13 protein-coding genes are annotated in these 13710 nt (G+C 28.5%); 11 read left to right on the forward strand and 2 right to left on the reverse strand.

Features of this window, described 5'->3' with window-relative positions:
* Nucleotides 1-17: 17 nt before the first annotated feature.
* The 3 genes from ABID14_RS05695 (at nt 18) to ABID14_RS05705 (ending at nt 2777) form a co-directional block, all read left to right on the forward strand.
* Nucleotides 18-1166, forward strand: a complete 1149-nt coding sequence (locus tag ABID14_RS05695) for an iron-containing alcohol dehydrogenase (protein ID WP_354368039.1) — start codon at nt 18-20, stop codon at nt 1164-1166.
* 284 nt (nt 1167-1450) lie between these two features.
* Nucleotides 1451-2338, forward strand: a complete 888-nt coding sequence (locus ABID14_RS05700; RefSeq protein WP_354368041.1) for an S-layer homology domain-containing protein — start codon at nt 1451-1453, stop codon at nt 2336-2338.
* Nucleotides 2339-2414: 76 nt separating this feature from the next.
* Entirely contained in the window at nt 2415-2777 is a 363-nt protein-coding gene (locus ABID14_RS05705; protein ID WP_354368043.1) for a hypothetical protein, read from the forward strand.
* Between the two features lie 61 nt (nt 2778-2838).
* Here the strand turns inward: ABID14_RS05705 and ABID14_RS05710 are convergent, their stop codons facing one another.
* Together ABID14_RS05710 and glmS are read right to left on the reverse strand one after the other, a co-directional pair.
* Complete coding sequence (locus tag ABID14_RS05710) at nt 2839-4089, reverse strand: hemolysin family protein (protein ID WP_354368045.1); 1251 nt, start codon at nt 4087-4089, stop codon at nt 2839-2841.
* 212 nt (nt 4090-4301) lie between these two features.
* Nucleotides 4302-6128 (reverse strand): glutamine--fructose-6-phosphate transaminase (isomerizing), encoded by a 1827-nt coding sequence (gene glmS / locus ABID14_RS05715; protein WP_354368047.1) that lies wholly within the window; start codon nt 6126-6128, stop codon nt 4302-4304.
* Nucleotides 6129-6485: 357 nt separating this feature from the next.
* Here glmS and ABID14_RS05720 point away from each other — a divergent pair, with 357 nt between their 5' ends.
* The 8 genes from ABID14_RS05720 (at nt 6486) to ABID14_RS05755 (ending at nt 13655) form a co-directional block, all read left to right on the forward strand.
* A complete protein-coding gene (locus ABID14_RS05720) occupies nt 6486-7232 on the forward strand; it encodes a peptidylprolyl isomerase (RefSeq protein WP_354368049.1) in 747 nt (248 codons plus the stop codon).
* A gap of 16 nt (nt 7233-7248) precedes the next feature.
* Complete coding sequence (locus tag ABID14_RS05725) at nt 7249-8583, forward strand: GTP pyrophosphokinase (RefSeq protein ID WP_354368051.1); 1335 nt, start codon at nt 7249-7251, stop codon at nt 8581-8583.
* A 49-nt stretch (nt 8584-8632) separates the two neighbouring features.
* The gene (locus ABID14_RS05730; protein WP_354368053.1) at nt 8633-10087 is read left to right on the forward strand and encodes an aminoacyl-histidine dipeptidase; all 1455 of its coding nucleotides are present in this window, start codon (nt 8633-8635) and stop codon (nt 10085-10087) included.
* Between the two features lie 14 nt (nt 10088-10101).
* Nucleotides 10102-10437 (forward strand): DUF1292 domain-containing protein, encoded by a 336-nt coding sequence (locus tag ABID14_RS05735; RefSeq protein ID WP_354368055.1) that lies wholly within the window; start codon nt 10102-10104, stop codon nt 10435-10437.
* Nucleotides 10438-10455: 18 nt separating this feature from the next.
* Nucleotides 10456-11358 carry a tRNA modification radical SAM protein MnmL/YtqA gene (mnmL, locus tag ABID14_RS05740; RefSeq protein ID WP_354368057.1) on the forward strand — a complete coding sequence of 301 codons (903 nt, stop codon included), beginning with the start codon at nt 10456-10458 and terminating at the stop codon, nt 11356-11358.
* A 2-nt stretch (nt 11359-11360) separates the two neighbouring features.
* A complete protein-coding gene (locus ABID14_RS05745; protein ID WP_354368059.1) occupies nt 11361-11786 on the forward strand; it encodes a hypothetical protein in 426 nt (141 codons plus the stop codon).
* A 98-nt stretch (nt 11787-11884) separates the two neighbouring features.
* On the forward strand, nt 11885-12439 hold the full coding sequence (locus ABID14_RS05750; protein ID WP_354368061.1) for a DUF6648 family protein: 555 nt from the start codon (nt 11885-11887) through the stop codon (nt 12437-12439).
* Nucleotides 12440-12674: 235 nt separating this feature from the next.
* Nucleotides 12675-13655 carry a YeiH family protein gene (locus ABID14_RS05755; protein ID WP_354368063.1) on the forward strand — a complete coding sequence of 327 codons (981 nt, stop codon included), beginning with the start codon at nt 12675-12677 and terminating at the stop codon, nt 13653-13655.
* The last annotated feature ends 55 nt before the right edge of the window (nt 13656-13710 follow it).

Consider the following 13710-nt stretch of genomic DNA (forward strand, 5'->3'; position numbering starts at 1 on the left):
CTAAGGAGGAGTTATAAATGAGAGGAACATTACATATTCCAGGTTATATATTTTTTGGAGAAAATTCATTGGATGAATTAAAAAGTATAAAAGGGAAAAGAGCTATAATTGTGACTGGCGGTAATTCTATGAGAAGAAATGGTTTTCTCAAAAAGTGTAAAGAACTTTTAGAAGAAGGTGGAAAAGTTGTAGATATTTGCGATGGTGTAGAACAAAATCCATCTGTAGAAACTGTTGAACGTGGAGCAAAACAAATGCAAGAGTTTAAGCCTGATCTTATTATTGCTCTTGGCGGTGGTTCAGCAATGGATGCTGCAAAAGTTATGTGGTGTTTTTATGAATATCCTAATCTTACATTTGAGGATGTTGTGAAACCTGAAACTATGCCAGAGCTTAGAAATAAAGCAAAATTTATTGCGATTCCATCGACATCAGGTACAGCAAGTGAAATCACTGCTTTTTCTGTTATAACTGATACTAAAAAACATATTAAATATCCAGTAGTATCTAGGCATATTGTACCAGATTATGCTATTGTTGATCCATTACTTCCATCTAAGATGCCTAAATCTGTAACTGCTAATACTGGAATGGATGTTGTAGCACATGCTACTGAAGCTTTAGTTTCTAGTGCTGCAAATGATTATACAGATTCACTTGCAATTCATGCTCTTAAATTAGTATTTGAAAATCTTAAAAAGGCATATGATAATGGAGATGATATGCAAGCGCGCGAAAAAATGCACAATGCTTCAACTCTAGCAGGCATGGCATTTACATCTGCTTCGCTTGGTATAATTCACTCAATGGCTCACAATATTGGTGGCGAATTTGGAGTAACTCATGGACTTGCTAACGCGATTTTATTGCCTTATATAACAAAATATAATTCAATGGCTACTGAAAAAGTAAAATTCATAGAAAAAGAATTGAAAGTGGATAATTTTATAGATGCTTTAGTAGAATTATCAAAATCTGTTGATATACCGATGAGTTTCAAAGATGTTGAAGATGATTTTGATTTTAATGAAGATAAGTTTTCTGAAGTTTTAGAAGATATGAGTAAACACGCTTTTGAAGATCCGTGCACACTTACAAATCCACGTGAAACTTCACCTGAAGAAATAAAAGAGCTTTATAAGGCTGCATACTATGGCAACCTATAATCCAAATTCATTTAGAGCGGCTATATAGCCGCTTTTTTCTTCTTAAATTAATAATAAAGCGAATATATAAATTTCATATTATTACTAGAGATTTATTTTAATTAGATAAGTGTTAAATTGAAGTATATTTTATATTCATACTATGAAGGAGTTTCTTGAATAAAGTAATTTTACATCATCTCAATAAACTATTGACAAAAAGATTACAAAAAAATTACAAGTTTGTAATATTTAACAATTTTTGATTCATTTCTGGTATCATAACTCTCGTTGAGGTGAAAGAAATGAAAAAAATTATTTTTAGCTTGATGCTAACTTTAGTTTTACCCTTAAATGTATTTGCAGGTGCAAAATTAGCTTCTCCAAATAAAATAGTAGCTACAAAAGATAATAAAAATTATATATTCGAAATGGGTAAAGCTAAAGAAAAAAATTTAAATATTGAAATTGATGTATTAAATAATGGAAAATGGACAAGTGAAAGTAAGAAGTCAATTATAAAACAAGTTAATTCTAATTCAACTAAAAATTCAGTAATTTTATCACAAAATGAATTAGATAATATTATTGCCGCCAATAATGGTTATGCTTTTAGACTTAGATATATATCTAAAAATGGAGATGTGTCTGACTTTACCAATGAAATTCATCTTGGGGAGTCTGCATTATTTAAAAATTGCAGTTCTTGGGCATTAAAAGATATTAATAAAGCAAAAGATTTAAATATTGTGGTAAATTCTATGGCTACAAATATGAAATCAAATATCACAAGAGAAGAACTAGCCGAGGTAGCAGTAAAAACTTACAAATATTTAAACAAAAGAACTTCTCAAGGAACTATTAATTATTTTGAAGATACTAATAATAAATATGTGAATATTGCTGTGGATTTAGGTCTTATGAATGGTAATGGAACTGGGACTTTTAATCCTAAAGGCTCAGTTACAAGGCAAGACTTTGCAGTAGTTATATCTAAAGTTTTTGGTAGTGACAAAGTAAAGGATATAAAAATAAAAGATAAAAAAAGTATTTCCAATTATGCTTTAGATGCTGTAAAAAATTCTGTGAATAAAAAATTTATGAACTTGGACAAGAACTCTAATTTCAACCCAAAAAAAGAAATGAAAAGGGAAGAAGTTCTATCTTCAATAGTTAGAAATATTAAAAAATAAATATAGTGATTGTAAATTTTACTAAGTTTTGTGTATTTAAATTTACAGATATGATATAATACTTCCAGGTGAGAGAATGAAAAAAGTAATCTTTGACACTAATCCACTTGGAAGTTTTCAACTTTCATGTGCAGTTTATGAACTTTATTATAAGAAAAAATTTAATAAAGAGATTTTTTTCTATACTAGACAAGATGGCAAATACATAAGGATTAATAGCAAAGAAAAACGAAAGAATTTAGCCAATAGATGTATTACACAAGTTGATTTAGGTAAGTCCGTAGATGAAATACCTTTTGATTCCACAATCAGAGTAGCTCCATTTAGTGAAGAGTATGAAGATGATAAACTCCTTATTGATATTGTCGAGAAACTTGGCGAAGATGCAAATTGGAAAGAATCAAAAATTAAAGTTGTAGAATTAACTGAATGCGAATAATAAAATTAGAACCCCTTCAATCAAGAATTTGATTAAAAGGGGTTTTTGTTTGACAAAAATTTTATTTTTTTACTGGAATTTGAAGTAGAAGCTTTTCGATTCTATTAGAGGTGCTTCTAACTATAGTAAATTTCATATCTCCAATTTTAATCACTTCATTTAGTTTTGGAAATCTATCTATTTGTTCTATAATAAAACCTCCTATTGAATCGAATTCTATACATTCTAATTCCGTACCAAATTTTTGATTGATATCGTCAATATTTACTGCGCCGTCTATTAAATATTTTCCAGGTGCAATATTAACTATATCTTCATCTTCAATAGTGTCATATTCATCAGATATTTGCCCTACTAATTTTTCAAAAATATCTTCGTAAGTTATCATCCCTTCAGTACCACCATATTCGTCAGTAACAATGGCTACAGATAATTTGTTTTGTCTCATTTGATTAAAAAGAGTAGAGGTAGGTTTATATTCAAATGTAAAGAATGGCTTCTTTAAATATTCTGTATTCTCTAAGATAGATTTATTTCTGCCCATTAAAAAGAAGTCTTTGACATTAAAAATTCCAATTATATTATCTAAATTATTATCGTATACGGGCATTCTTGAATAATTATTCTCTACTATTTTTTTTACTATATCTTCATAGGATTCGTTAATATCTATGCCGATTATATCAGTTCTAGGAGTCATTATATCTTTAGCATAAATTTCTTTAAAATCAAATACATTTGCTATCATTTGCGACTCATGACGATTGAGAATCCCTTCTTTGATTCCTAAATCCATGGCTTCTTTTATATCATCTTCGGTTATTAAGGGCTCTTTGTAAGATTTATTTTTTGTGAATAGTTTAATGATAGAATTTGAAATATAATTAATTATAATAGACAGTGGCTTAATTATTATTATGGAATAATAAATAAATTTTGCTCTTTTAGACACAATTCTATCATAATTAATTTTGCCCAAAGCACGGGGTAAACTTTGACCGAATACTATTACGATAATTGTTGATAATAAAATTCCAATTGGGACTCTTTTATAACCCCATAATTCATAAAAAAATAAAGATGCAAAAACAATACATAAAGAATTTGAGAAAAAGTCAAGAATTAAAGTAGTTGAGTATAAGTTTTTATTCTTATGTACTTTTTTGATAAACTCCATGTTCTCAACATCTAATTCATTAAGTCGTTCAATCTTTAAAGGACTTAGAGTTAAAAAAGCATTTTCTATTAAAGTAAATTCAAATGAAAAATAAAGTGTAATTAAAGATAATAAAATAAATAAGTAAGATAACATCGCTACGCTCCTCTATAATTTAATACCCATTTAAAATATAGTTCAAAATAGTAGAAGTAATTGAAATATATAATATATAAGTATTGTAGGGAGCAATTAAAATATAAATCTACTGTAAAATAGATTTTAATATTATTTAAAGCAAAAAACTCGAAACATTATAATATTTCGAGTTCTACAAGTGTTTAAATCTGTTAATAGTGGAAATTTAATTATTCAACTGTTACAGATTTTGCTAAATTTCTTGGTTTATCTACATCATTTCCAAGTGAAAGTGATGTATAATAAGCAATTAACTGCTCAGGTATAACAGCAAGTAAAGGTGTCAAGATATCTAAAGTTTTTGGTATCTCTATTAATTGCGTAGATGCATCTTTTACAAAGTTATTTCCTTTATTTGTAATAGAGATAACTTTAGCTCCTCTAGCTATTAATTCTTGATTATTTGAAATAGTTTTTTCAGTAATTTTTGATTGAGTTGCTACAGTTATTACAGGTGTTCCAGGCTCAATTAATGCAATAGATCCATGTTTTAATTCTCCTGAAGGGAAGGCTTCAGTATGGATATAAGATGTTTCTTTCAATTTAAGTGCACCTTCTTTTGCTGTTATAAAATCTAGAGATCTACCTGTGTAAAAAATAGACTTTGAATCTTTTATTTCTAAGGCTATTTCCTTGTATTTATCTCTTTCTTTTAAAATCTCTTCTATTTGTATAGGAGTTTGTTCCATAGCCTTTATAATTTCAGTGATTTCTTGTTTATTAATTTTTCCTTTTGCAAAAGCAATTCTAAGTGCAACAAAATAAAGTGCAATTAATTGTGTCGTGTAAGCTTTAGTTGAAGCCACTGAAATTTCAGGGCCAGCATAACAATATATCACTTTATCAGCATCTCTAGTTATAGTTGAACCTAATACATTTGTAATAGCTAAAGTTTTAGCTCCTAGTCTTTTTGCTTCTTTAAGTGCAGCTAGTGTATCGGCCGTTTCACCAGATTGAGATACAAATATTACTAAGGATTTATCATCAACAAACATATTTTTATATCTAAATTCTGAAGCAATTTCAGATGTTACAGGCATATTCACAAGAGATTCAATAGCATATTTTCCCACTTCGCCAGCGTGAAATGCTGTACCACATGCTGATATATAAATTTTTTCTATATCTTTTAGTTCCTCTATGGTAAACATATCTTCATTAGAATTTAGTTCATAATTCGTGTGTCTAATTGATATAGCTTCTTCAATTGCTTTTGGTTGTTCGTGTATTTCTTTTAATAGAAAGTGATCGTAACCTTCTTTGGATGCGTCTTCATCAGTGTAATCTACTTCTGTAATTTCTCTTTCAACTATATTTTGATTTTCATCATATATAGTATAAGAATCACGAGTTAAATCTACAATATCTCCATCTTTTAAGAAAATCAATTTGTTAGTATATTCAATTACTGAAGTTATATCTGAGGCTATCATAAAACCATCTTCACAGATAGCTAGTAGTAGTGGAGAAGAGTCTCTTAAAGCAATCATTCTATTATTTTCTAAATCAGAAATAATTCCAAGTGCAAAAGAGCCTCTTAGTTCTTCATGAGATTTAAAAACCGTATTTAATAAATCGTCATCGTAATTTTTAGAAATTAAATTTGGAACAACTTCTGTATCTGTTTGCGATTTAAAAGTAAAGCCATCTTCTTGTAATTTATTTCTAAGTTCAAGATAATTTTCTACGATTCCGTTATGCACCACAGAAATTTTGCCATCACTACTCATATGTGGATGAGCATTTATTTCTGAAGGTTCCCCATGAGTAGCCCATCTTGTGTGTGCTATTGCTATATTTGATTTAATATTATCAAAATCGTAAGCATTTTCTAAATTAATTATTTTGCCTTTCTTTTTAAAAGTTTTAAGATTATTATCTGTTGAAATAATAGATATCCCTGCAGAATCATAACCTCTGTATTCTAATTTTTTTAGTCCAGAAAGAACTATTTGTGTCGCGTTTTTGTTACCAATGTAACCTACAATACCGCACATATTTATCCCTCCAATTATTATTAGAGACTCACTTCAATTTTTTTGTTATAAAATTACTTTTATTCTTTGTAAATTGCTTAGGTTGTGATACCTATAGAGCATCCGCCGAAAGTTCGATAACTCTATCCCTCGTCAGCCACAAGGCTCAGGCGCTTTTAACATTTTTATCTCTTGGAAGTTATTTTATCATATGTAAAAAAAGATGTAAACTTTTTGATAAAAGCAACTTTAGTGCAATTATTGTTTTTATATTAGCTCATTAAGTTTAGTTGAAAAATCATCATTCTAATGTTAACATGAATTAGTAGATATGCGATTGATTTCGCTTTTAAACACGATTATAAACTGGAGGATAAAATGGATAATAACAAAGTTTTAGCAGTGGTAAATGGTAGAGAAGTGACAGGTGAGGATTATAATTTATTTATAAATTCACTTGATCCACAACTTAAAGCTTATTTTTCACAAAATGAATTTAATCAAGATATAGTAAATGAATTAGTTTATCAACAATTATTGTATGAAGAAGCTATTGAAAATGGAGTCGATAAAGAAGAAGACTTTTTAAAAGTATTAGAAAAAACTAAACAGTCCATGTTAAAAACATATTCTTTAGGCAAACTTTTATCTAAAGTGGAAGTTAATGATGACGAAATAAAAGATTTTTATGATAAAAACACTAATCTTTTTCAAAAGGGAGAGTCTGCAAAAGCTTCACATATTTTAGTTGAAGATGAGGATAAAGCAAATGAAATTTATGAAAAAATTCAAAATGGTGAAGATTTTGGTAAATTAGCTAAAGAATTTTCAACATGTCCTTCATCTCAAAGGGGTGGAGATTTAGGTGAATTTCAAAAGGGGCAAATGGTAAAAGAATTTGAAGAAGCTGTTTTTTCAAATGATATTGGCACAATAACAAAACCAGTTAAAACTCAATTTGGATATCACATTATAAAAGTTGATGACAAGAGTGATGCTTCTACCTTTAGTTTTGAAGAATCAAAAGACAAAATTTATCAAGAACTTAAGAGAAAAAAAGAACAAGAAGTTTACAATAAAAAAATAGATGAGTTAAAAGAAAAGTACAAAGTTGACATGAAATAATTTTAAAGGTGTAGCAATGAAACTCGAGCTTTTTAGCTATATAGATGATGTAATGGCTTTGTATGACTATCATCGTCTAGAACTTGTTGAAATTAACAAGGAATTAAAAAGATATTTTGCACAAAAATTAGATAAAGATGATAAATTAATAAATATTAATACCAGAATAAAATCCCAAAATTCATTGAGAGAAAAAATTATTAGAAGGAATTATTATGTTAAATATCCCAATCCAGTTGAGGGTTTTGAGCAAATTCCAGATTTAATTGGTCTAAGAATTGAGTGTAGGTTCATAAAAGATGAAGAACAAATATACAAGAAGATAATTGAAGATTTTAGAATTTATTGTGGAGATGGAATGTATGCGTCTAAAAAGAATAAGAAAATTAGATTAAATCTTGACGACCCGCAACCTCAATCTTTAAATAATGGATTTAAAATTTTTAAACTTGATGGGGAATTCTTTACGGGAGAGAGAACCTATTTGTTTGAACTACAAATTAAATCTTTAGTAAATGTATTTTGGGGAGAAATTGATCATAAGATTTTATATAAAAATTACAATTATATGGTCACAGCTGATTTTTTCAAAGACATAATGAGCTCAATTATAGACAACCTCACAATGGTGGATAGACAATTAATGATTCTATATAATCATGTAAAAAACCTTGACGCGTCTGTAAATATTTCTGCTGAAAATCAATTAAAGACACTTTTATCAAAAATACTTCACGATGTATTTACACAGAAGATTTATGAGGAACTGGGCCTTTTTATGAATTTGAAAACTATTACCGATGTAGTAGTAAATTTTCTGTTCATGAAATTAGCTAAAAATAAAGATTTGACATACGGAGAGAATTTTATTTCTTTAATTAACAGAATAAATCAAGCTTCAGATTGTGAAATGAATTTAGAAGAACCCATATCTTTTATGAAAGAACCAAAATACTATGATTCTTTTTCTAAAGGTATAGGAGAAATTTTATTAAAAAATCTTAATAGGGATTTGGAATGGAATCTATTTTTCAAAATTATAGGTTTGATAAATGGTACAACTTATTCTGAAAATTTTACAGAATTTGTCATATTCGTGCGATATGAATACACTCTATCTCTTCTTGAATTATTCGAGAACTTAAATATCTCTCAAGAAGAAAAAGACAATATAGAAAATAAATTACTCACATTGGTTGTGCAATCTTTCGAGAATAACCCGTCTTTATCAAATTTAATGGATAAATCGTTGAATAAATTTAATAGTTTAGTTTGTCAATCTAGAAAAACGGATATAAAAGAAAAAGATGAAATCATAAATTTGTTTTTGAAAAATTATAATTTTAATTAAGTATTATATTGTTTTCACTTTTGATATAATATTGTTAAGGGAGGTCAATATGAAAGATATAGAATCTTTACTTCAGAACAGAGTATTCTATTACTTTGATCAAATTACAAAAATACCAAGAGAATCTTTTCATGAAGAAGAGATCAGAAACTTTCTTTTGGATTTTGCAAAAAAACACAACTTAGAATCTTTTACAGACGAAATTGGAAATGTCATTATAAAAAAAGAGGCTTCTACCGGTTATGAAAAATCTGAGTCCATAATTTTACAAGGACACATGGATATGGTTTGTGAAAAAGATGATGATATTGAGTTCGATTTTAAAAAGGATCCAATTGTCTATACTATTAAAGATGATCGTATAGTGGCAGAACATACTACTTTAGGTGCTGATAATGGAATAGCTGTTGCAATGATATTAACAATTTTAGAAAGTGACAAATATAGTCATCCAAAAATTGAAGCATTATTTACGGTAAATGAAGAGAATGGAATGACTGGTGCACGTAATCTTGAGAATAAATATTTAGAATCAAAATTGCTTTTAAATTTAGATTCTGAAGAAGAAGGTAAAGGTTGCGTAAGTTGTGCTGGTGGCCAAAGAGACCTTATAGTATTAAAAAAAGAATTCAAGAAATTAGATAAAGAATACGACTTTTATGATTTAATAGTTTCAGGACTTAAAGGTGGTCATTCTGGTCAAGAAATTCATAAAGGTCTAGGAAATTCGAATAAAATATTGGCAAGGGCACTTTATAGAATTTTTGAGAAGTTTGAAGCTAATTTAATATCAATAGAGGGTGGCGCAAAACCAAATGCCATACCAAGACTTGCAAAAGCAAAGTTAGCTGTGCCTAAAAATGATAAAAAAGAATTGCAAGATTTAATTGTAGAAATTAATGGTGAACTTGTCAAAGAACTAGGTAAGGTTGATCCCAATGTAAGGTTAAACCTAGAAAACACCAGAGAAGAAAATGACAAGGCATTTACTGACGAACTATCATATAGAATTATTTGTCTATTAAATATTTTGCCTGATGGTGTGATGTCTATGAGCAAAAATATTGAAGGATTAGTAGAAGCTTCAGTAAATGTAGGTGTTATTGTAGATAATGAAGAAACAGTAGAAATTATTACGAATATAAGGTCTCAAGTTTCTTCGTTAAAGGATAACATGGCCAACATTAACAAGATTGCTGCAAAACTCGTAGGGGCAGAATTTAGTATACAGTCAGATTATCCAGCTTGGGAATACAAAGAAAACTCTAAACTAAGAGATATTGCTTCTGATGCTTATAAAGAAATCACAGGAGAAGACTTTATCTTTGAAGAAATTCATGCAGGTTTAGAATGTGGATTATTTAAAGAGACAATTGGTGATATAGACATGCTTTCAATTGGCCCAGATATGGAAGGGGTACATGCTCCTGGAGAAAATTTGTCCATACCATCGACTGAAAGAGTATTTGAATTTGTTATAAAAATTTTAGAAAAATTAAAATAATTAGGAGGCATAAGATGAACGAAAAAGATTTGAATCAACATGAACACTGTGGTTGCGGTTGCGGCGAACATAATCATGACCATGATCACGAACAGACTTATCAAACTATAACCTTAACATTAGATGACAACTCAGAATTAGTTTGTATAGTTATAGGTATATTTGAATGTGATAACAATGAATATATTGCACTTGTACCAGAAAGTGAAGAAGATGGTGACGAAGTCCTACTATACAAATATAAAGAAATATCAGAAGAAGAAGTTGAACTTGATGTCATAGAATCAGATGAAGAGTTTGAAAAAGTTACCGCTAAGTTTGATGAAATATTTAACGATGAAGAAGAATAATTAGAAAGAGTTAATTATATGTGCTACAGAAAATATTCAGATTTTCTCAAAGAAAAATTTGGCGAAAAAGTTTATAAATTACCAGTTAAATTAAATCTTACTTGTCCTAATAGAGATGGTACTTGTGGTTGGGGAGGTTGTATTTTTTGTGGCGAAGAAGGTGGCAGTTTTGAAAATAATTTTGGAAGTATAGAGAGCCAACTTTTGAAAAATAAAGAACTCATAAAAAGAAAGTATAAAGCAAAAAAATATATTTCGTATTTTCAAAACTTCACCAATACTTACATGCCCATAGAAGAATTTAAATCTTCTATTAATAGATCCCTTATTGAAGATGTTGTAGGTTTAAGTATTTCAACTAGGCCTGATTGTTTAGGGGAAAAATATTTGGATTTTTTGGAAGAAATAAACAAAAATTATTTTGTAACTGTTGAATTGGGTCTACAGACTACAAATTATCATAGTCTCAAAAAATTAAATAGGGGGCATGGTCTTTCTGAATTTGTTGATGCTTGTATTAAACTTAAAAATAGAGGTATCAATATTTGTGCTCACGTTATCATAGGCCTACCATGGGATAATGATTTAGACATAATTGAGTGTGCAAAAATGTTAAATGTTTTAGGAGTAGACGAAGTTAAGATTCATGCACTCTATATTATAAAGGGTACACTTTTGGGAAATATGTATGAAAAGGGTGAAATCAATACTATTTCTTTAGAAGATTACAAAAGAAAAGTTATACTCTTTTTAAGACATCTAAAAGATGATATAATAGTTGAAAGGATAATTGGCAGAGCTCCAGAAGAAAATTCTCTATTTTGTAACTGGGATACTTCTTGGTGGAAAATTAGAGACGATATAATAACTAATATGAAGGAGAATAATTACTGTCAAGGTGATCTAGTGAAAGGAGAATGACAATGATAAAGTATATTTTAGGAAGCAAAGGATCTGGAAAAACAAAATGGCTTATTGACAACGCAAATGAAGACATGAAAAGCGGAGATGGAAATATAGCATTTGTTGAAGTTGATGATGACCATATATTTAGTTTGGATTATAACGTGCGACTTATTAATGCTACTGATTATAGATTAAATTCAATTAATAGTTTTTATGGATTTATTTGCGGGCTTCTTGCTATGGATTATGATCTACACAAGATTTATATTGATGGAATATACAAAGTACTACCTCTAAATATAGAGGATTTAGAATATCTGTTTAATAGAATTTCAAAAATTCCTGATGCTGAAAATAAAGAAATATTTATTAATGTTGATTATTTAAAAACAGACATGCCTGAAACGCTTTCTGAGCATTGTTTAGAGGTTACAAACGAATAGGTGAGATTGTGGATAAAAAATTGATTACAAGAATTATTGCTATTATCTTAGTTATAGCTATGGTAGTACCAGTCATTCTCAGTTTGACTTGATAAACTTTGAATTACGTTAGAAAAAAGAGTCTTTTTGAAGATTTTTTTGAACACAGATCTTTTTTAATAATGCAATATACAAATGGCGATTTAACTAAGAGAGAGTTTTTACAAAAAAATTTTGATTATTTTGCTCTTAAAAATGCTAGGGCCTATATTAAAGTGGATTCATATGAAAAGGGAATGTATAATTATCAGTATTACAATGTAATGGCGAAATATTATCGTACTCTGGCAATTGAAGTAAGAAATACCAAAAAGCACTCTAGATATTATGGATATTATTTGAATCTTACAAATAAATATTATCATCTTAAGGACAGATCGGTACTCTCTATCCTTAAAATACAAAATTTTGAAAATACAGCAGCTTATTTTATTAAATGCGAATCAAAAGCACTGAGAAATGAATTATACGAAATAGTATTAAAAGATAAAAAAGAAGCAATATTTCACTCAAAGGCACCATGGCTTTTGAAAGTATTAAAAAACGAGAAAATTTTTGATGATGAGATGAAGACATCTATTATCGATCATTATATTAATGAAAAATATTATTGATACATTAAAGATACATTTTATTGATTTTAAAATGTGTCTTTTTTTGTCAATTTCAGTATTAAATATATTTATGTTAAAGCTATTATTAATAAATACTGGCAATATATGAAATTTGTAATTATTTACAAAAAAACTTATAATATAAATTGTGATTTTTATAAAATGCTTGGCTTTCTAATTTATTGAATAAGTCTTGCATTACGAAACTAAAATATTAGTATTTGAGGGGGAAAAAGTGAAAATAAAAGGCATTATTTTATGTTTTATATTAGCAATACCTTGCTATTTCTTGGGTAAAATTTTTCCTGTAATAGGTGGACCAGTAATAGCTATTTTAATGGGTATGCTTTTAAAAAAATTTGTTAAAAATGAATTTAATCCTGGGATTAAATTTACAAGTAAGAAAATTTTACAATTGGCAGTAATTCTATTGGGATATTCAATGAATATTAATCAAGTAGTTAAAAGTGGCTATGATAGCTTGCCAGTAATTGTATTTACAATTTCCATAGCTTTGATTTCTGCTTTTGTTATGTCTAAGATTCTAAAAATGGATAGGAAAAATGCTATTTTAATCGGTGTTGGATCTTCCATTTGTGGTGGTTCGGCAATTGCAGCTACTGCTCCTATAATAGATGCAGATGATGAAACAATAGCTAAGTCTATATCGACTATATTTTTATTTAATGTTGCAGCCGCTATAATATTTCCAACTTTAGGAGATTTATTAAATTTAACTAATGAAGGATTTGCTATTTTTGCAGGAACTGCTGTTAACGACACTTCATCAGTTACTGCTGCCGCAGCTTCTTGGGATGCAATACATAGTGCAAATACTTTAGAGATGGCAACTGTAGTTAAATTAACTCGAACACTTGCTATTATTCCAATTTCAATAGTATTATCTATTTATGAAAATAGAAAAAATAATAGCTCAAAGAACTTAAGTATATTTAAATTAGTGCCAAATTTTATTTTATTCTTTGTTATTTTTTCTATTTTAGCAACTGTATTGCCAATACCAAATAGCTTTATTCATTTCACAAAGGTTTTGTCTAAGTTTTTTATTACAATGGCAATGATGGCTATCGGCCTATCTACAGATATTGTAAAATTAATAAAAACTGGTGGCAAGTCTTTAATTCTTGGCTTTGTCTGCTGGGTATGTGTCACAGTTATGAGCTTAGGTGTACAAAATATAATTGGTCTTATTTAATAAAAAAGCATTGGATAATATGTAGCTAAAAGCTGTTATCCAATGCTTTTTTAAT

The organism is Peptoniphilus olsenii, from assembly GCF_040545475.1.
Classification (GTDB): Bacteria; Bacillota; Clostridia; order Tissierellales; family Peptoniphilaceae; genus Peptoniphilus_A; species Peptoniphilus_A olsenii.